The sequence below is a fragment of the Candidatus Sodalis endolongispinus genome (genome assembly GCF_018777395.1).
GTDB lineage: Bacteria > Pseudomonadota > Gammaproteobacteria > Enterobacterales > Enterobacteriaceae > Sodalis_B > Sodalis_B endolongispinus.
Genome location: NZ_JAFJYC010000001.1, coordinates 1,385,389 through 1,405,445 on the forward strand (window position 1 = coordinate 1,385,389; position 20,057 = coordinate 1,405,445).

Consider the following 20,057-nt stretch of genomic DNA (forward strand, 5'->3'; position numbering starts at 1 on the left):
TGCCATGACGATGCTGACGCTGTCAACTGAATAGTTACGCATTAAATAAGCGATTCTATATTGTTTGAATCATCTCGATTGATTTAGCCTGCCACTCCATTTCAGGAGAGAATCGACATGTGTACTCGAAACTACAGCTATCCGATATCCCCTTATCAACGAGCACAGCTGCTGAGATCGGCAGCCGAAGCTATCGAACGAGACAGAAACGTCAGCACCAGATCACTTTGGAAAATTCTGCGGGCAGTCGATAAAACATTTATTAAATTCAATGATGGTTCGTCGGCGACCGTTATTACCCACAAGAGGTCGATAATCTATAAAAATGCCAATGGCAACATTATCCTCATAGAAACCTATAACCAGCCGGGTGATTTAGCCCCCTGAAGCACCAGACAGTAGCTGTATCTCCAGATAAGAGATAGGCTTGAATATATGTCTAACACTAACGCCAATTTTGATATGACCGGGATCCTGTTAGGTCAAGAAGTCCGTAAACGTAAAACTCCTCAGGAAAAAATGGCCATTATTCAGCAGAGGATGGAGCCCGGCATGAATGTCTCCCATCTCGCACGACTGCACGGTATCCAGCCCAGCCTGCTGTTTAAGTGGAAAAAGCAATATCAGGAAGGCAGCCTCACTGCCGGGGGGACGTTGTTCCTGCCTCTGAGCTTGCAGCTGCATTGAAGCAGGTCCGGGAGCTCCAGCGCCTTCTGGGTAAGAAGACGATGGAGGTTGAGATCCTAAAAGAAGCCGTGGAGTACGGCCAGTCACGAAAATGGATAGCGCACGCGCCCTTGTTGCCAAAGGCCGGGGAATAGCACAGGTCAGCCGCGCCATGAGCGTGTCGCGTGCGCCGCTGTCACTGCGGATTAAGCGTTCTGCCGACTGGCAGGACAGGCGCTGTAACCGGCGTAATGACGAAGCAGACGCTGAAATACTGTCGGACATCCTCGACATCATCAGCGATATGCCCAGCTACGGCTATCGGCGGGTGTGGGGCATCCTGCGTAAACAACGTCGCGCAGAGGGACTGACGCCGGTAAATGCGAAACGACTTTACAGGATCATGTGTGAGCATAACCTGCTGTTATTACATTGAAAACCAGAGCGGCCGAGGCGTGAGCATAAGGGCAGGATCGCGGTGGCAGAAAGCGATATGCGCTGGTGTTCAGATGGCTTCGAGTTCGGCTGCGACAACGGTGAAAAACTGCGGGTCACGTTCGCACTGGACTGCTGCGACAGAGAGGCCATAGACTGGGCTGCGAGCACTGGAGGCTACGACAGTTCGACCGTGCAGGATGTGATGCTGAGGTCGGTAGAAAAGCGCTTCGGCGACAGGTTACCCGATACAGCGGTGCAGTGGTTGACGGACAACGGTTCAGCGTATACCGCGCATGAAACGCAGAGGTTCGCCAGAGAACTGGATCTGGAGCCCTGCACAACAGCGGTGAGCAGCCCGCAGAGCAATGGCATGGCCGAACGGTTCGTGAAGACGATGAAGGAAGACTATATCGAGTTCATGCCAAAACCGGATGCGAGAACAGCCCTGCGAAACCTTGCAGCAGCGTTCACGCATTACAATGAAAACCATCCGCACAGCGCGCTGGGATATCACTCTCCGAGAGAATACCGGCGGCAGCGGGCTTCGTTAACTTAAGATACAAAAGCTGTACGGAGATGGCGGGGCAAGATCAACTTCTCTTCTTCTGATGATAAATAAACAACATGCCTCCAGGATCACCGTTATCACCAACCAGCGCGCCGGCGTGAAGTGATTTGTCGCTTGCGGCGTCTTCCACCGTCAGGCCCAGCGCTCGGGCAATGCGCTATTCGATCGCTATGGCGGTCGCGTCGCGATCAAGCGTCATTTCACCGTTGAACAGCCTGGGCGTTGCATCGCATCCCGTCTTCGTCGCCGCTTAACGCGCGACCGCCGCCACCTCACCCAGCGCTTCCCCCAGAAAATCGATAAACACGCGGCTTTTCAGCGGCATAAAAGGCCCGGCGGGCCAAAGCGCCCACAGCGGATCGCAACGTTCGGCAAAACGTTCCAGCAGGCACACCAATGATCCCCGCCGAAGATCCTCCTGCACGTAATAATCGGGCAACCAGGCGAGTCCCAGGCCCTTTCTGGCGAAATCTTGCCGCGCATGCATGTTGTTGCACACCATGGTAAGCGGTAACGCGGCGAACTGGGCGGGCGAAAGCGTTTTTAGCTGCCACAATTCCAGCTTACCTCTGTGGGGAAAGCGGTAGTGGACGCAGGCATGGCTTGCCAAGTCCGACGGCGCCTCGGGCGTTCCCGCCCGATCGAGATAAGCCGGTGACGCCACCACGCTGGAGCTGAAGGTGGTGATTTTGCGTGCCACCAGGCGCTAATCGGCGGCGTGGCCGCTGCGGATTGCGACGTCAAAGCCTTCTTCTATGACGTCAACCAACCGATCGCTAAAGTCCAGATCGAGCACAATAGTCGGATAACGGGCGGCGAAAGAGGCCATCAGGGGGAACACCAGGCTTTCCTGAGCCAGACTGACGCGCAGCGTGCCGGAGGGGGAATGGTTGGCCTGTAACAACTCATTTCTGGCTTCCTCGACGGCGTTGAGGATCCCGACGCAGCGCTCATAAAAGCGCATCCCTTCCGCGGTGAGGGCCATGCTGCGGGTATTGCGGTTTATCAGCCGGGTGGCAAGGTGCTGCTCCAGACGGGTGATGGCTTTGCTCACCGCCGACGGCGATAGCCCGCTGGCCCTGGCTGCCGCCACGAGACTGCCTGATTTGACGACCTGAACAAAAATATCGAGATTATCCCACTGCGCCATGCCGTCTCCGCATTAGTGATGACTTTTCACGAAAGTCGTGAATACAAGCCTGTTTTTCAATAATCCGCTTCAGGATACTGTGGATACCCTAATGCTTGCAAAAAGAGACGTAAAAATCGCATGGTGAAGGCGCTGTTGATATTAATGTTGGGGGCATTTGTTTCTCAGACGACGGAATATTTGCCCATCGGTCTCCTTACCGTGATCGCTAAGGACTTGCAGGTGACACAAGGACAGGTTGGCTTTCTGGTGACGGGATATGCCTGGATTATCACCCTCACGGTCCTACCGGTGACCCTTTTGACCCGCCGGGTTGATAGGCGCGTGCTGTTTTTATGGTTGCTGGAGATCATCGCCGTGTGTAATGGCTTGGCTATCATCACCCACCACTATTGGCTGCTGATGATAGTGCGCATTGCGGCGGCGCTGGGACATGGCGTGTTCTGGTCAAGTATCGCCGCCTATGCCATTAAAATTGCGCCCGCCATGCCCTCCAGCCGCGTGACGGCAATCGTGTTTGCCGGTATCTCTCTCGCGATCGTCGCCGGCGTGCCGCTATCCTCGGCGCTCGGTCAGGCTTTCGGCTGGCAGCGGGGGTTCGCGCTATTCGGGCTGATGATTTTCGCTGCCGGCTATCTCTGGTTACCGTCGCTGCAAGACGATATCCCCAAAGCTAAAACCCGAACAAAAGCACCCTCGGCACCGCTGTTGAGCGCGATTGGCGTTACGCTGCTGATGGTGACCGGCCACTTCACCTGTTACACCTACATCACCGCGCTACTGCATTCGCCACTCAACATCGCCGGGGCCGCGATCCCGCTGCATTTGTTGCTCTTCGGCGTGGCGGGCGCCCTCGGCACGCTGCTCGCCGGCACACTTTCCCTGCGTCCGGCGATAATGACTGCGCTCGCCGGGGCCGGCGTGCTCGTCAGTTTGTTGCTGATGTTGACGGCCCGGCCGTGGGCAGGTTATTCCTGGCTTGTCATGGCCCTCTGGGGAGGTGCCATTGCCGTTTCGATTATCGCGCTGCAAAGCTGGGTCATTACTCTTGCGCCCGATAAGGCCGAATTTGCCTCGGCGCTGTATGTCATGGCGTTCAATGTTGGTATCGGCGGCGGCGCGATGGCGGGCGGGTTACTGCTTGAACGCCTCGGTAGCCCCGGTTTGCTGTCTACCGGCATGATTATCGCCATCGCCGGTCTGATGATATGGGCATGGGCGCAACATCAGGCGCGCGCCGCGTGCGTTAAATAAGGTTTATACGACCCATGGGGAGGAAAAATGACGACGTTTCCGGGCTCATCCGAAGCTGCCAGTACGGCCTTAACGGCCATGGCACAGCAAATACAGGCGATTGCGCAAACCGGCCTGACCTATACCGCTGACGCATACGATATTGAACGCTATGAACAGCTTCGCGATATCGCCGGCGCACTGTTTGCGCAGCTCTCACCCACCGACGCCCGGACGTTTATCAGCGCGTTTCAACAGCAGGAGGGCTATGCCACGCCGAAGGTCGACAACCGCGCGCTGATTTTGCGCGCGGGCAAAATCTTGCTGGTCAAGGAGGCGGACGATTCAGCCTGGAGTCTGCCCGGCGGCTGGGCCGATGTTGGCGACCGTCCATCCATGGCGGTTTGCCGCGAAGTCAGGGAAGAGACCGGGCTACAGGTAGAGGCGACCCGCCTGCTCGGATTATAGGATCGTAACCTGCATGGCCACCCCCCGTATCCCTGGCACGTGTATAAACTGATTTTCCATTGCCGCGAAACCGGCGGCGCGTTGCGCTTAAGCCCTGAATCGCTGGATATCGGTTTCTTCGATCCCAACAGGTTGCCACCGCTGTCCCTCACCCGCATTGTCCCCGAAGAGACTCATACCAGTCTGTAGATCATCAACAATGCAGCGGACGCCTGGTTTGATTGACGGTGACAGGCCAACCCTCTCTGGCGTAACGGTCTTCCCCCTTGCGCATCGATCTGTCCGATGGTCTTATCGCCGCCAGCGGACGGATTGCCGCCGGCGGCAATAGGTTAACGGCGGCAATAGGTAAACGGCGGCAACAGGTTAACGGCGGCAACAGGTAAACCGGCGCCGCAGGGCCCGAACAGGACCGCGGCGCCGAATGTAGCGCCGCCCGCCAATCATGGCGGTCGCCATGGTGGTGCCGCGCAAGCTTTTACGCGCGATGAAGATCAATTCTGAGCCAGTCGTTGATATTACTTATTGGCGCAATATCAACGCTGCACACCGAATGAACCGACACTTAACGGTGATTTAAAAATAACAAGAAACGACCCTAAGCCATTATCAGAATCAACATTTCATCCAGAAACCGCTAAAATATTTCCTCTCAGTCGCAGAGTATGCCATTACAATGAACAGCCATGAAAAACACCAATCTATTATCTATTACGGCAGAGTAGTGTCAAAAATTTCACTGCTGATAATTTTATTAATGATTATTATTAACATCTTGAGCTGGTATATTCCCGAGATCATGCTCCAAACCTATAGACTCGGTCTTTTTGTCACACAAAGAGTCATTACCAATCCGGCAATAATACTCACGGATTTCTGGCAAATGTCGCTAGGCATGCTTGTCACAACCCTGCCATTGCTGTCGCTGGGCTTCGGGATGTTTGCCCTAGACCGGTTATTCGCTATTTACCGTCAGGGGCATTACTTTTCCCTCATCGCCGCCCGGCAGCTCAATCTTGCGGCCGCCGGTTTTCTTTTTTGGGCGGTAGCGGATATGGTGTGCGAACCCTTTTTAACCTATCTCTTAACGCTACCGCTGCCCAAGGCCAAACGCATTATCTCCCACGGTTTTTCTGCCGGGCATGGTGTAGCGTTGCTTCTCTCGTCCGCGCTGGCGATTGCCGCCCGCATTTTGCGGTACGCCTGTTGCAATAATAGCTAACGGAATAGCGTAAGTAATACGCCGGGGGTATTCCCTTAACAGGTAAATCATGCCGCTTTACCTGTAGTCGATCGGTAATTCATATCATCGGGTCATCTCAGGGGGAATAATCAGTGCGCCTTCACTGAGGTAAACGCCATACCATTGAAAAGCGTTTCAGGTACGGCATGCGGCCACGATTTCATAGAAAACGTCATTTTTTTGGTTATTTGATTAACGCAAAGCGCCAACGATTTCGACTAAGCGAACAGGATGAGCATTATTATTTGTTGCCATGAAACGCCGTGAGTCATTACGCTCATCGACGGCCCTACCTGCAATTCTACTGCACCGCGGTTAACAATCCGCCAAGATGCGTTTTTCCTGTTACATATGTTTAGAATTTACTAAACGAAGTAAAGCTGGGTCAGATCGACCCTTTTAAGACATTTCGTTATTTAATACCGCCAAAGTGTATCCCATATTAGTCAGTAACAGGCAATACCCGGCAGTTGTTTAATGAGGAATCACTAATGAAAAAGACCACGCTTGCATTGGTTATGATGGTATTCGCGGCCAGCAGTAGCTTCTCCGCGTTTTCCCGGGCCGACGGTCCGCAGGGACAGCCATCTCAGCAGCAGTGGCAACAGGGCCATGGCGGTCAGGGTGGACCAGGAGGACGCGACGGCGGGCATGGCGGCGGCCACCAGGGGGGTCCTGGCGGTGGCCGCGGACATGAGGGGGGTCGCGGCGGTGGCCACGGTCATGAGAGGGTCCCGCACGGCAATCCTGGCAGGCCCGGCGGCCCGCGCGATCATTTCGCCTGGAATGGCCATGACTTTCGCCGCGGCCATCCCGCCCCCCCGCGTTTTCGCGGCGATGATTATCGCGTTTACGATTGGCATGCGCGCGGCCTGCAGGCGCCGCCCCCCGGAGAACATTGGGCCTATATCGACGGCAATTATGTGTTGATTGCCGCCGCCACGGGGATCATTACCTCAATCATCATGAGCACTATGCTGCCTCATTAATCGTCCCACGCCGGTGGCGTTGCGCCGCCGGCGGCTTGAAAGACGTATTTCGCCGCGCCTGCGCAGGCTCCCAAACAGCAGTGCTTGCGTCCCGCCCCCCCAATCATTAACCTGTAAATTCTTTATTTCCATTATTTTTGCGGACGTCGACGAAGCGCCGGCACAGCTCCGCGAAAGATCAACAGGCAAAGCGAATGGAAATCATCATTATCGGCGCCGGCGTGATCTGCGCGTCACTGGCCTTTGAAGCCATCAATCTAGGCGCCAGCGTGACCGTACTCGACGCCGGCTAGCGGGCCAGCGGCACGTCCGGCACCTCTTTTGCCTGGGTCAACGCCCACGGTAAACCCCCGCGGGACTACCAACAATTGAATGATGCCGGCATAGACGCGCATCAGGCGCTGCAGGCGCGCTTTCCTCAGCATCGTTGGTTACATCTCACCGGCAGCGCCGAGTATCGTCATCCGCATGACGCGCCTGCGCTGGCGACGAAGGCAGAACAGTTGACGGCATGGGGGTACCCTGTCCGCTGGCTGGACAAAGAGACGTTACTGGCGCGATAACCGGCGCTGGCACGCGACGCCGTACCCACCACGCCGGTGTTGTGGTGTGAACGTGAGGGTTGGCTGGATACGCGGCTGTACATCAACACCCTGCTGGATGCGGTGATTGACGGCGGCGGCCGCATGTCCACCGCCACCCCCGTCGCCGGCATCATTCGTCAGGGCAATCATGTCACCGGCGTCACCCTGGCTAACGGCCGTACACTCTATGCCGACCGGGTCGTGAACTGTTGCGGACGCTGGGCGGATAGCCCGCTTTTCCAACCGGATCTCGCCCCGCCGCTCGCCCCCACCGCAGGCCTGCTGGTGCGGGTGCCGTCTGCGGCGGCGCCGGTCCGTCATGTCCTTATCACCCCGACGTTCGATATCCGTCCCGACGGTCCCGATCACAGTCTTATTTGTCCTAACGATTTGGAGGTGTCCTGGACGCTAACCGAATCTCCCACCGCGCGGGACCAGGCGGCAGCCGCGCTATTAGCACAAGCCGCCCGACTGTTGCCAGGCTTGCGGGGTCTGACGGATTATCAGGTCACCACCGGCATCCGTGCGCTGCCGCAAGACGGGTTGCCTGCGGCCGGCCCTTTGCCGGGCATTACGGGCTATCACCTTCTGGTCACCCACAGCGGGGTGACGCTGGCGGCGCTGCTGGCAACGTTGACGGCGCAAGAGGTGATAACAGGAAAGCCTGCGTCATTATTAGCGCCCTTCCGACCCGACCGTTTTTTCCACTAGCCATCCACACCGCGCCTTAGATGGCGGGTGGCGCGAACACATGCGCAGTACGCCATGCAACCTTCACCGATGGGCGCCGCTGACGGCGAAGGACAACGCGACGATCGATAACGCCAGCGGCTGGCCGACGCCACATGCCCACAAAAAGTAACCACTTACTCATACGCGGCAGGCCTGAAAAGGAAATCCCTCCCCACGCGCGGCAGACTTGAAATGGAAACCCCTCCCCACACGCGGCAGGCCTTAAAAAAACCATCGCTCATCCATAAGCGGCAGACTTGACGACACGGCCCATGGCCGCGATGACGGCCTTAATACCGTGGGCCCGCCAGAACCAGACCATCGCCTGCAGCAGCGGCACGTTACCGGCAAGTTCCGCCGGTGGCCTGAGCATGATGCGATGCCCCGGTATCCTGGGCAGCGATAGCAGCCAGCGCTGCACGCAATACAGCGGATCATATTGTCCGCTGTAACAGCGGATGCTGCCGTTATCCGCCCGCCATCTCGCCCTGACGGGCGACTCTCCATAGCGGCTTAAGGTTTTTTAGCCACGCCCGCCGGGTTAAAGGTGACGGCCATCGAACCGGTCGCCACGGCGGCAGTGGCGGCCAGCGAACCGCCAAGAGAATGACCGGTAAACAGCATTTTGTCGCCAAAACGCCGTTTGGCCTGCCGCGCCAATGCGACGGATTCTCGATATTGTGCATCCCGGAAGCCCAGCGATGCGCGTATATTGGTCAGCCAGTCGTTGAAATCATTAGTGCCGGCAAAAGCCAGCGCCACTTGCTTGCCGTTGCTATAGAAATTGGCTTGAAAGCCTGAACACGGATCGCGCAGCACGCGCTCATCGAAACCATAACGGCGAAAATCGTCGGCGGTAAAACGACGGAAAGCGCCCGGTGGCAGAGTGGAATGTTCAGCGTAAACATCGCCGGCGATCTGCGCTAACTGATAGTCCCCCTTCTGCGGCAAAATGCCGCAGGTAATGTAATCGCCGCCGCGCCGACCCTGAATCGTGGACACTGGCACAATTTTTTGCCTCGCCGCGTCACCGTCAGTGACGGTATTGGAGACGCGCGCGACGGTTTTAAGCCGCGCCAACGCGGCAATAGGTTCCCGGTGGCCGCCGGCCGGATAATTCGTCAAAGACGCCAGGACGTGACTCGGCGCGAAAATTCGTCGTAACATGTCTCCCCCAATCGCTCTATCACTGTCGTTACGGGCAATTTAAGGGATAGCAATAGTCGGAAATTGCAGGAAGTGATCATATTGACTTGTTTGTCCGCCAATATACGGGCGATTGCCGGCAGGTTGAGCTTCCGCTAGCGGTTAAGACACTTCTCTCCACAATTTATCATGCGCTTGATGCAAGTAGGTGGATAGACAAATAAATACCATTATTAACGCCTGCAATAGCTGCGAGCGTAAACATATATTTCCCTGCTTGCTCACCCGCCAGCGCAAACCGCAAATACCATAATTAAGTCATCTATATATCTGTGAATTTTCCTGAAACGATGCCGCGGGAAAATTAATACTGCTTCCAGAGCACATTGACAAACATGAGCCAACTTAACAATATGAGCGCCGACAAGGATAATCGCTCATCTTGATAACTCGATATTATTCAAGTAATTATGGAGACCATAAATATGCTAACCTTGCACAAGCCCGCAGTTTATTTGCCGGAATACATTATTAGCCAGCAAGACACGATTAATTTAGCCAGGACAAACTTTAAAGACAATCCTAATCTGGAAAAATCGATAGGATTGATTATTAATACCGGCGTCATGAAAAGACATATTATACAGCCAATCGAACTCGCCACGTTGCATCCCGGTTTTGGCTACCGGAATGCGTTATTTGAATATGAGTCTAAACGTTTGGTGCCCGGCGTGGTTGAGCAAGCGCTGAACAATGCCGCCGTTAGCGCCAGCCAAATCGCCGCGATTATCTATGTCCCTTGCTCGGGTTTCTTAATGCCGTCGCTAACCGCCTGGCTTATTAATCATATGGGGCTACCGGATAATACCATGCAATTGCCCATCGCCCAGCTGGGCTGTGCCGCCGCCGGCGCCGCCATCAATCGGGCACATGATTATGTTCTGGCCCATCCCGGCAGCAACGTATTAATCATCAGCTGCGAGTTTTGCTCGCTGAGTTATCAGCCCACAGATGGCGACGTCGGCAGTCTGCTTTCCGATGGGCTATTTGGCGATGCCATCAGCGCAGCGGTGGTCACCGCGGAACCCGGCGAGGGTCTCTCGCTCGAACGCAACGGCAGTTATCTGATCCCTGAAACCGATGAATGGATCCGCTATCAAGTGAAAGACACAGGTTTTCATTTCCGTCTGGACAAGCGCATGCCGGGCACCATGAAACCGCTTGCACCGGTGATGCGTCAATTAGCCTGCGATCACGGTTGGGATATCGAAAATCTGGCCTATTACATTATTCATGCCAGCGGGCCGCGTATCCTGGATGATCTTGCCAAGTATCTTCGCGTGGATTTGGAGCAGTTTTCTTTCAGCCGCGACACGTTGGTCAATTGCGGCAAGATCGCCAGTTCGGTAGTGTTCGAGGCCTATCGCAGCATGCATGAAAAAGGGATTTTCGCACGCGGCGGCAAGGCAATTATCGCCGGCTTCGGCCACGGTATTATTGCCGAAATGAGTCTGTCGCAGTGGATCTAACGGATCGGCTTATTGGCCATGCGTTTATTAGTTCTTTAACGTGCTCGAGGGCGGGCGACGCATGCCGATATGGGCAATGTCATCTTCATCGTACAGACTCGTCACCGCCACGAAGTCCAGACTGCGGTAAAAGGCATTGTAAATGCACCTGGGCGGAGACGGTAATGGGTTTCTCCGGCCAGTGCGCGGCGCACGACGCCAACGCATGACGCATTAACTGCGCTCCCAGACCCTGACCGCGCGCACGCTGGGCAGTCACCACCCGTCCGATAATCACCGCGTCCCGCTGCACCAGCAAACGGGCGCACGCCACTAGACCCGCTTCGTCAAAGCCGGCAATATGTCGATTATCCCCCTTCATATCCTGCCCATCCATATCCGCATACAGACACTGTTGTTCGACAACGAATACCGCACTGCGCAACGACAGCAGTTGGTAAAGTTCCGGCGCGCTCACTTCGCTGTGGTGCCAGTCTCACCAGTTTACCGTCATGAAAACCTCTCTCTCCGTTGAATGATTGATTGCCGCCGCTCCCGTCCGACGGCGCGTCTGAGGCAATGGCCTACACTTAAAATGGCATTATGCCTGAGCCATCGTTAAAAATGGGGTAAAGATGAAACAGAAAAATAGCACAATCGGCATTGCGCCTTATGGCGGCTCTGCCGGCGGGTGGGGGGCATTAAAAGCGGTGGCTGATGCCATTCGCGTCCAGATGTCGGTAAACCAGGATGTTATTGCTCTGTTTAAAGTTAATCAACCGCAGGGCTTTGACTGCCCCGGCTGCGCCTGGCCGGATCCGCTCCATACCTCATCTTTTGAATTTTGCGAAAACGGTGCCAAAGCGGTCAGTTGGGAGGCCACCGGCAAGCGGGCTACGCCGGACTTTTTCGCCGCCCACACCGTAAGCGAGCTCTGGCAGCGCCATGATTTTGAATTAGAAGGTGAAGGACGACTGACCCAACCGATGAAATACGATGCCGCTACAGATACCTATCAGCCAATAGATTGGGATGTCGCTTTGGGCGAAATTGGCGCGCAGTTACGACGTTATTCCGACCCTAACTGCGTTGAATTTTACACATCAGGGCGTACGTCCAATGAGGCGGCGTTCCTTTACCAACTGTTTGCCAGCGAATATGGCACTAATAATTTCCCCGACTGTTCCAACATGTGCCATGAACCCACCAGCGTCGGTCTGCCGGCATCCATCGGCGTCGGTAAAGGCACCGTGACGCTTGAGGATTTCGAGCACTGCGATCTGGTAATGTGTATCGGTCATAACCCCGGACCAACCATCCGCGGATGCTAGCCACCCTGCGCGAAGTGGCCAAGCGCGGTGCCACCATCGTGGCGTTTAATCCGCTGCAAGAACGGGGGCTAGAACGATTCACATCCCCCCAGAGCCCGATAGAAATGCTGCCCCTTACCTCTACAGCGCTCTCATCGACCTATTATAAGGTTCGGGTCGGCGGCGATGCCGCCATGCTAAAAGGCGTCATGAAGGCGCTGCTGACGTTGCACCAGGATGCACAGGCCCGGGGCGATAAAGGGGTAATCGATGAAGATTTCGTTACCGACCATACCCAGGGTTTCGCGGCGCTGAAAGCTGATTTGGACCATACCGCATGGCAAGATATTATCGCGGTTTCGGGTCTGAGTCACAGTGAGATCTTACATATCGCCCGCTTATACGCCGACGCCGAGCGGACCATCATCTGCTACGGCATGGGCATTACCCAGCATCAGCACGGGACGCAAAATGTGCAGCAGCTGGCTAATCTGCTGCTACGCGGGAATATGGGCAAGCAGGGTGCAGGAATCTGCCCGCTGCGTGGACATTCCAACGTTCAAGGCGACCGGACGGTGGGTATTACGGAAATACCCAATCAGGCGCTGCTTGACGGCATCAAGCGCACATTTGGCTTAACGCCGCCGAACAAATATGGTCATGCGGCGGTGGCAAGCATAATGGCTATACAGCAGGGCAGCTCTAAGGCGTTGATTTGTTTAGGTGGGAACCTGGCTACCGCGATGCCGGATCCCGAGGTGACGTTTGTGGCGATGCGCAAACTGGAGCTGGCGGTGCACATGGCGACCAAGCTGAACCGCTCCCATCTTCTGCTGGCGAAAAACAGTTATCTTTTGCCGGTGCTGGGACGCACCGAAAAGGATACCCAGGCCAGCGGCATTCAAGCTGTTAGTGTCGAGGACTCGATGTCAATGGTGCATGCATCGCGTGGTACGCTACCGCCGGTCTCGCCTTATCTGCGTTCCGAACCCGCCATCGTCGCCGGGTTGGCCCGCGCTACGCTGCCCGACAGCCAGGTGCCCTGGGAAAAACTGGTTGCCGATTACGCACGGATCCGTGATGCCATCGAATCGGTATTTCCCGCGTTTAAGGATTACAATAAACGCATTCAGCAACCCGGCGTATTCCGGCTTTACAATGCCGCCTCGGAACACAAATGGAATACCCCGAGCGGGCGCGCCCAATTCATTACCCTGCCGGGTATCAATGAAGATCCCTGCGGCTCGACCCACCATGACCTGGTGCTGACCACGCTGCGCAGTCACGATCAATACAATACCACCCTCTATGGCCTCAACGACCGCTATCGCGGCGTGACCGGCCTGCGCGATGTGCTGTTTCTCAGCGCGGCGGAGGCGGAACGGCGAGCATTGCGCGTTGGAGACAAAGTCAACGTGATCGCGCTGGACGCCGCCGGCGGGCAATCTTCACGGCGGCTGAATAATCTGACCGTCGTCGTTTACGACATGGCACCCGGCTCGGTGGCGACCTATTATCCCGAAGCCAACAGGCTGGTAGCGCTCGATAGCTATGATCACGACAGCGGTGTTCCCGCCTACAAAAGCGTGCCCGTTACGCTTGAGCGCTGTAGATATTGAGCTTGACATTAATTTTCATTATACCAGAATAGAAATCCAGTATTTTGGAAATGGTGGTTACCATGGATATTAATGCACGCATCGCCGCCCGGCTTGGCGCCCTGCGTCGTCAGCGTGTACTTTCATTGGAGGCCCTGGCGCAACGCTGCGAAGTCATCCGATCGATGATCTCGCTCATTGAACGTGGCGAAAGCAGCCCGACGGCCGTGGTGCTGGAGAAGCTCGCCTGCGGTCTGGGCTTACCGCTCAACGCGCTGTTCGAGGTTACGCTAACCGACAGCGCGCCGCTGGTGCGGCGTGAAGACCAGCCGCAGTGGCAGGATCCGCAATCCGGCTATCTACGGCGTAATCTGACCCCGGACAACGCCTACTTTCCGGTGCAAATGATCGAGGTCACCTTTCCCGCCGGCGCCAGCGTCGCCTATGAAACCGGCCAGCGTGATCCCGGCATTCATCAGCAAATATGGTTGCTGGCGGGCAGTATCCAGATCCGCGTCGGCGAGCAGGCCTATTCCCTGCAGCAGGGAGATCGTCTGGGCTTCGACCTGGATAGCACTACCGCGTTCCATAATCCTCATCCTGAACCCGCACGCTATCTGGTGCTGCTGTCGTCTAAAGGGCACCTACCATGACGGCTGACATCACACTTCACGCGCTGGGTGCAGCCCTAAGCCAGGCGGATTTGGCGTCCCTGAGCGCGCTATTAATTGATTGTGTGGAGGGCGGTGCCTCGGTCGGTTTTATGCTGCCGCTTTTGATCACCCGTGCCGAGGACTTTTGGCGCCAGAAAGCGGCGCAGGCCGCCTGCGGCGACCACGCCATTCTGGTGGCGCGTGACGCCGGCGGAGCGATTATCGGCACGGTACAGATGGTACTGGCGCAGCCGGATAATCAACCGCACCGCGGCGACATTATCAAACTCTTGTTACACCGCAGTGCGCGTCGTCTCGGCGTGGGCGAGGCATTGATGCGTGCGGCACAGACGCTGGCGGTAGAGGCCGGCAAGACAATGCTAGTGCTGGATACCTCTACCGGCAGCGACGCTGAACGACTTTATACGCGCCTTGGTTGGCAGCAGGCAGGTGGCATTCCTGATTATGCGCTGTTTCCCGACGGCAGACTGACCGCCACCACCGTCTATTATTTACCGTTAACGTCAGTAGCGCAGCACGCCCCTGCTACCGGCGCCGGCCGATAGCAGGCTTCTGACGTACGGCGTGAGTCGGTTATCGACTTTTGGCGCCCGGCGTCAGCCGGCAGTCGACGCCGGTAGTAAGGTTTTCGCGCCGGGCGTCAACCGGTAGTCGACTTTCGGCACCCGGCGTTGGCCGGCAGTCGACTTTTGGCGCCCGGCGTCACCTCTGCCCCCAGCGCGATTCGGTCGATACCCGCGCCGCCACCTTGCAAGGGCTTTGCCCTATTGCCTTAGCCGACTTTTGGCCACCAGGTCGCTTTTGACGCCAAACGGGTCGCAAACGGAATGGTTTTCGCGGCTCACTGTGCAAAGATAGAGGCAATTTTCAAAGGCTGAAGCGGTGTTGTATGCGGATAATCGAAACGGTCTGGATCCCCCTGTCGGACGGCTGCCGTCTGGCCGCCCGCGTGTGGCTGCCGGACGCGACGACGCCGGTACCCGCCATTCTGGAATACCTGCCCTACCGCCGCCGCGACCGGCACCGCGGTGATGATGGCGTGCTGCATCCCGGCCTCGCCGGCTGCGGCTATGCTGTCCTGCGTGTCGACATGCGCGGCGCCGGCGACTCCGACGGCGTGATGAACGATGAATATACCCCTCAGGAATGGCGCGATGCCTGCGAAGTGATCGCCTGGATTGCCGCGCAGGACTGGTGCAGCGGCAACGTGGGGCTGATTGGCATCTCCTGGATCGGTTTCAACGCGCTGCAAATCGCCGCCCTGCGACCGCCGGCGCTTAAAGCGGTGGTTACCGCCTGCTCCACCGACGATCGCTACGCCGACGATATGCATTATATGGGCGGCGCCCTGCTGAACGACAATCTGCAATATGGCGCCACCCTGTTTACCTGGACGCCGACGCCGCCGGACCCGGCTATCGTCGGTGACCACTGGAAAGCGATGTGGCTGGAACGCCTCAACGCCATGTCACTGCCGTCCGCAGCACGCTGGATGCAACACCCCCGGCGCGACGACTACTGACGGAGCGGATCGGTTTGTGAGGACTACGACCGAATCACCGTGCCGGTACTGGCGGTGGGCGGTTGGGCAGACGGCTATACCAACACCGTGCTGCGCCTGTTGTAAAATCTGCGTGGCCCGCGCAAAGGGCTCATCGGCCCTTGGGGACACGAATTTCCCCATATCGCCACACCGGGACCGCGCATCGATTTTATCGGCTATGTCCAGCGTTGGTTCGATCACTGGCTTAAAGGACAAGAGACCGGGATGATGGAGGAACCGATGCTGACCTACTGGCAGCAACGGCCGGAGCCGCCCCGCGCCCGGTACGAGCAGCGGCAGGGTAGGTGGGCGGCGGAACGTCGCTGGCCGTCCGCGGATGTCCAGGCGCGCACGCTGCATCTGGCGCCCGGTCGGCTCCAGGACGCGCCGGCAAAGTTTACCGCCACCCTATGTTCTCCGGCCACCACCGGCCTGGCGTCGGGCGAGTGGTGTCCATACGGCTGGGGACCGGATATGCCGGGGGATCAACGCGAGGATGACGCCGGCTCTTTGTGCTTTGATGCGCCTGTCGCCACCACGGCGCAACAGCTTCTCGGCCGGGCCCAGGTGCGGCTGCGGCTATGCTCGGACAATCCCCTGGCGATGCTGGCGGTACGCCTGAATGCCGTGGCGCCGGACGGCGTAGCAATCCGGATAAGCTATGGATTATTAAATTTTGCGGCGCGTAACGGCTTCGATCGCGCCGAACCGCTGGTGCCGGGACATTATTACGACGTAAGCGTGATGCTGAAAGCGGTAGCGTTCATCCTGCCGGCGGGCTACCGTCTGCGCGTTGCGCTTTCGACAAGCTATTGGCCGCTGGCGGCGCCGCTGCCGGTGCGCCATGTGTTGACGGTGCAAAGCGGCAGCCTGGTTTTGCCGCTGCGCGATCCCGAGGCCGCAACCTGCCCGCCGCCGGCGCTGGGCGAGCCCTGGTCTCCGCCGCCTGTCCCGGCGCGGGTGCTGGTGGCGCCAGCCCGCTGGCGCCAGCGTCTGACCCGGGATATGGACGATGGCGAGACCACGCTTGAGGTCGTGCGCAATCTCGGCGCGCTGACGTTGGAAGAGACCGGGCTACGTCTTGAGGCGCTGGGCCGCTAAACCTATTGCGTCAATGCCCATGACCCCGCCGGCGCCCGCTCCGAAGCCTGGCGCAGCGCCGGTTTTCATCGCGGCGATTGGCAGGCGCGGTTGGAAATTCATAGCCTGCTCACCGCCGACGCCGGCGGCTGGCGGTTGGCGGTTGGCGGTTGGAATCCACCCTCGACGCCTGGGATGGCGAGGAGCACTGTTTCTCCCGGCGCTGGCGGCACGACTTTCCATTTTATCCTGCCCAGGGAGACGAGCCCGCATGAGGATTGGCATCATCCAAACCGCCGACGCGCCGACGGATATCGCCACCGTTCCCGACTGGCTGGATGACGCCGTGGCCGCAGCGCCGGCGGCGGATCTGCTGCTGTTGCCGGAGCTGGCGCTGTGCGGGTATCAACACCAGGATGCCATCCGGCGCATGGCGCTGCCCTCTTCGGGCGAAACGCTGCGCCGATTAGCGGCGCTGGCGCGCGCGGCGTCAGGCGCTGGTATTCGGCTATGCGGAAAGTGACGGCGAAGCGCGCTATAACGCCATGCTGGCCATTGACGCGCAGGGCAACGTCTGCGCCAATTACCGAAAGATCCATCTCTGGTCGGGGTATGAACAGGCGTTATTTAGCGCCGGCGATCGGCTGACGGGATTTTCACTGCAGGGGTTCAGTTTCGGCATGGCAATTTGCTATGACCTGGATTTTCCGGAGCTGGTCCGCGCCCAGGCCTTAACCGGTATGGATTGCCTGTTGTGTATCAGCGCCACGCCCAGCGGCTATGACGTGGTGCCGCGCCATGTCGTGCCGGCGCGGGCGTACGAAAACGGCTGCTACATCGCTTTTGCCAACCGCAGTGACGGCGATGGCGCATTCGCCTGTATCGGTCAAAGCCGCATCGTCGGCCCCGACGGCGGCATTCTGGCCAGCGCGCCTGCCGCGGGCGCCTTCACGCTCAGCGCTACGCTGGACCGTCAAATGCTGACGCGCTGGCGTCGGCTGCATCCCTGGGCGACCGACCGCCGTCATGACCAGTACCTCAACGGCATTATGCCCGCCGATTAGCGCCGTTCCCTCGCGATAAGGCCGCTCATCGCGCCTGCGCTGTCTCAACCCCCGGGGAGCACGCCGAAGGTGCGCCGAAACCAGCCAGCGAAATGGGACGTGGAACTGAATCCCACCGAGACGGCAATATCGATAATCGACCGGTCGGAGTAAATCAGCATCTCGCGCGCCTGATCCAGCCGCAGCTCCAGATAATAACGTTGCGGCGTCTTGCCAACATGTCGGCCGAATAAGCGTTCCAGCTGGCGCGTGCCCACCCCCACCTGCTGCGACACCGCCGACAGCGCAAGCGGCTCCTCGAAAGTGGACTGCATTACCGCGATCGCCGCACTCAGCACCGGCGGCAGCAGCGACCGATGTGGGCGGTGACCGCGCTGATCGTCCGCCGCACTGCGGATCCGCTCATGGTGGAACTGGTTCGCCACCGCGGTGGCGCGGCCGTCACCGTGACGTTCGCCAATCAGATTAAGCATCATATCCATCGCCGCGGTACCGCCGGAACAGGTTAAACGGTTACGGTCAATTTCAAAGATTTTGCGGGTACATTCGATTTCCGGGTAACTTTCCACAAACGCGGCGTGGCTTTCCCAGTGAATGGTGCATCGGTAGCCGTTTAGTAGCCAGCATTTCGCCAGCAGGAACGTTCCGGTGGACAAAGATCCGATAAACAGGCCGGCGCGCGCCGCCTGGCGCTTTGATAGCCTCGCTCGAACTGCGGCGCCACTACCCGCTCGCCACCGCAAATAAAAAGATAATGGGAGTCTGCCAGCACATCATGAATGGGACATGTCGGAAAGGGAATACCGTTGGCGGCGGTGACCGGTTCGCCGTTCAGGCTGGCCAAATGCCACGTAAAGGCGCGTTCCTTGAATAAGCGGTTATAGGAACGCAGCGGCTCAATCGCCGAAGCCAGGCTCATCATGGAAAAATCATGGCCCAGCAAAAAAGTGAAAACGGTGGGTTCAACGGATGGCATGGACGTTTATCGCTTCCCATGAAGAAAAAACACCGTCAAGGCCCGGCTCGAAGGCGCTGGCCCGGTTTAGCGCGAACGGCCGCACGCCGTTCCCGTTTACCATGACTGTACCGTTTCCGCTGTGTTTCAGCTATCCCCGCCGCCGTTTTCATCGCGGTGGCGAGAGGGGAAACCTCGTTTTCCCACGCCTGATAACGCGACGTCAACACCAGCCCCCCCGCCTGCCAGGCAAGCTCAGTATCGCATTCCAGCTTGATATCCCAGCCGGGACGGGTGTAAAGCTGAACACGATGGGCTTCCATGCGCGCGCTCTCCGCCAGCGCGCCAATGGTGTAGACTTCGTGTCCCTGGCTGCCGAAGCGCAGTTCGCCAATCCGTGTTTGCTGCCGTTGCGCGTCCATGATAACCCGATGTACGCCTGCGCCAACGTCCCATTCCACCTGGCGGCGGGTCACCTCCGGCGCCACCACCTCATGGGGATGTGGCGGCGCCGAGCGCGGCGCGCCGAATGCCGGCCCGTCGCCGGTAATGGCATCGCTAGGTCCCGGCAACTGTAATAACGCGCCGTCCGTCCACAGCTGCACCGGCCCTTGACCCGGTTCGGCCCAAACCATTGGCCAATAGGCGGTAGAAAGCGCCAGCCGCAGCCGGCAGCCGGCTGAAAAGCGATAGGCCACCCCTTTAAGCGATAACCTGACGCGGAATGACTCGCCCGGCGCGACGCTCTTAGGACGCGTAAGCCGGTGTACGCCGAACGTCACCCGCGCGGAGTGTCCGTCGGCGCTTACTTCATTCAGCCGCAGCACCAGCAAAGCCGAGGGGGAATCGAAGGCCACCGCAACATCCAGCGACGCGTTGCCGCACAGCGACAACGGCGCCGGCGGCTGCAGCAGCAGACGGTTGTCGTCCAAATAGAAATCCGCCCGCGCGTGGCTCGCCGGCCAGCCCGGCGCGCTCAGCCAATGTCCGCCCAGGGTAATACCGCGAGGATCGGCCCGCAATCCTTCCCCTTGCCAAAGGCGCATCATGGGTTCATCCATAATCCCGGTCTCTTCGCCCAGCAGCCATTGCCGCCAAAAGCGCAAAC

At 58.1% G+C, this 20,057-nt stretch carries 16 protein-coding genes and 5 pseudogenes; 15 read left to right on the forward strand and 6 right to left on the reverse strand.

Going from position 1 to position 20,057, the window contains the following annotated elements; translation table 11 throughout:
• The first annotated feature begins 462 nt into the window (after positions 1-462).
• Positions 463-1,660: pseudogene (locus tag JZM24_RS06750) on the forward strand (IS3 family transposase).
• Between the two features lie 262 nt (positions 1,661-1,922).
• On the opposite strand, the pseudogene JZM24_RS18495 reads toward JZM24_RS06750, so the two are convergent.
• Positions 1,923-2,822: pseudogene (locus JZM24_RS18495) on the reverse strand (LysR family transcriptional regulator).
• Positions 2,823-2,942: 120 nt separating this feature from the next.
• Between JZM24_RS18495 and JZM24_RS06765 the strand changes: the two are divergent.
• The 6 genes and pseudogenes from JZM24_RS06765 to JZM24_RS06790 all read left to right on the forward strand — a co-directional run.
• Entirely contained in the window at positions 2,943-4,076 is a 1,134-nt protein-coding gene (locus JZM24_RS06765; protein WP_215669115.1) for an MFS transporter, read from the forward strand.
• 27 nt (positions 4,077-4,103) lie between these two features.
• A complete protein-coding gene (locus JZM24_RS06770) occupies positions 4,104-4,523 on the forward strand; it encodes an NUDIX hydrolase (protein ID WP_246579904.1) in 420 nt (139 codons plus the stop codon).
• Between the two features lie 39 nt (positions 4,524-4,562).
• Entirely contained in the window at positions 4,563-4,712 is a 150-nt protein-coding gene (locus JZM24_RS18500) for an NUDIX hydrolase (RefSeq protein ID WP_246579905.1), read from the forward strand.
• Positions 4,713-5,280: 568 nt separating this feature from the next.
• Entirely contained in the window at positions 5,281-5,745 is a 465-nt protein-coding gene (locus JZM24_RS06775) for a hypothetical protein (protein WP_215669116.1), read from the forward strand.
• A gap of 512 nt (positions 5,746-6,257) precedes the next feature.
• Positions 6,258-6,755 carry an RcnB family protein gene (locus JZM24_RS06780; protein WP_215669117.1) on the forward strand — a complete coding sequence of 166 codons (498 nt, stop codon included), beginning with the start codon at positions 6,258-6,260 and terminating at the stop codon, positions 6,753-6,755.
• A gap of 308 nt (positions 6,756-7,063) precedes the next feature.
• A pseudogene (locus JZM24_RS06790) lies at positions 7,064-8,050 on the forward strand (NAD(P)/FAD-dependent oxidoreductase); the annotation flags it as partial.
• A gap of 534 nt (positions 8,051-8,584) precedes the next feature.
• On the opposite strand, the gene JZM24_RS06795 reads toward JZM24_RS06790, so the two are convergent.
• A complete protein-coding gene (locus tag JZM24_RS06795) occupies positions 8,585-9,238 on the reverse strand; it encodes a Tle-like phospholipase domain-containing protein (protein WP_215669120.1) in 654 nt (217 codons plus the stop codon).
• Positions 9,239-9,702: 464 nt separating this feature from the next.
• Here JZM24_RS06795 and JZM24_RS06800 point away from each other — a divergent pair, with 464 nt between their 5' ends.
• On the forward strand, positions 9,703-10,746 hold the full coding sequence (locus JZM24_RS06800) for a type III polyketide synthase (protein WP_246579906.1): 1,044 nt from the start codon (positions 9,703-9,705) through the stop codon (positions 10,744-10,746).
• A gap of 27 nt (positions 10,747-10,773) precedes the next feature.
• Here the strand turns inward: JZM24_RS06800 and JZM24_RS06805 are convergent.
• A pseudogene (locus JZM24_RS06805) lies at positions 10,774-11,203 on the reverse strand (GNAT family N-acetyltransferase).
• 157 nt (positions 11,204-11,360) lie between these two features.
• Here JZM24_RS06805 and JZM24_RS06810 point away from each other — a divergent pair.
• From JZM24_RS06810 to JZM24_RS06840, 7 genes and pseudogenes are all read left to right on the forward strand, one after another.
• Positions 11,361-13,654 (forward strand): annotated as a pseudogene (locus JZM24_RS06810) (FdhF/YdeP family oxidoreductase).
• Between the two features lie 62 nt (positions 13,655-13,716).
• Positions 13,717-14,286 (forward strand): helix-turn-helix domain-containing protein, encoded by a 570-nt coding sequence (locus tag JZM24_RS06815; RefSeq protein ID WP_215669122.1) that lies wholly within the window; start codon positions 13,717-13,719, stop codon positions 14,284-14,286.
• Entirely contained in the window at positions 14,283-14,852 is a 570-nt protein-coding gene (locus tag JZM24_RS06820; protein ID WP_215669123.1) for a GNAT family N-acetyltransferase, read from the forward strand. The genes JZM24_RS06815 and JZM24_RS06820 overlap by 4 nt, the downstream gene beginning before the upstream one ends.
• A 344-nt stretch (positions 14,853-15,196) precedes the next feature.
• The gene (locus JZM24_RS06825; protein WP_215669124.1) at positions 15,197-15,829 is read left to right on the forward strand and encodes a CocE/NonD family hydrolase; all 633 of its coding nucleotides are present in this window, start codon (positions 15,197-15,199) and stop codon (positions 15,827-15,829) included.
• A gap of 108 nt (positions 15,830-15,937) precedes the next feature.
• Positions 15,938-16,951 carry a CocE/NonD family hydrolase gene (locus JZM24_RS06830; RefSeq protein ID WP_215670036.1) on the forward strand — a complete coding sequence of 338 codons (1,014 nt, stop codon included), beginning with the start codon at positions 15,938-15,940 and terminating at the stop codon, positions 16,949-16,951.
• A gap of 250 nt (positions 16,952-17,201) precedes the next feature.
• Positions 17,202-17,453, forward strand: coding sequence for a nitrilase-related carbon-nitrogen hydrolase (locus JZM24_RS19115; RefSeq protein WP_215669125.1), 252 nt, complete (start codon positions 17,202-17,204; stop codon positions 17,451-17,453).
• Between the two features lie 22 nt (positions 17,454-17,475).
• Entirely contained in the window at positions 17,476-17,994 is a 519-nt protein-coding gene (locus JZM24_RS06840; RefSeq protein WP_281418184.1) for a nitrilase-related carbon-nitrogen hydrolase, read from the forward strand.
• 44 nt (positions 17,995-18,038) lie between these two features.
• Here JZM24_RS06840 and JZM24_RS06845 read toward each other — a convergent pair whose 3' ends face one another.
• Genes JZM24_RS06845 through JZM24_RS06855 form a run of 3 tightly spaced genes read right to left on the reverse strand, consistent with a single transcriptional unit; the run spans position 18,039 to position 20,010 of the window.
• A complete protein-coding gene (locus tag JZM24_RS06845) occupies positions 18,039-18,650 on the reverse strand; it encodes a GlxA family transcriptional regulator (protein ID WP_215669126.1) in 612 nt (203 codons plus the stop codon).
• Positions 18,608-18,970, reverse strand: a complete 363-nt coding sequence (locus JZM24_RS06850) for a type 1 glutamine amidotransferase family protein (RefSeq protein ID WP_215669127.1) — start codon at positions 18,968-18,970, stop codon at positions 18,608-18,610. The genes JZM24_RS06845 and JZM24_RS06850 overlap by 43 nt, the downstream gene beginning before the upstream one ends.
• A gap of 35 nt (positions 18,971-19,005) precedes the next feature.
• On the reverse strand, positions 19,006-20,010 hold the full coding sequence (locus JZM24_RS06855) for a CocE/NonD family hydrolase C-terminal non-catalytic domain-containing protein (protein ID WP_215669128.1): 1,005 nt from the start codon (positions 20,008-20,010) through the stop codon (positions 19,006-19,008).
• Positions 20,011-20,057: the final 47 nt, after the last annotated feature.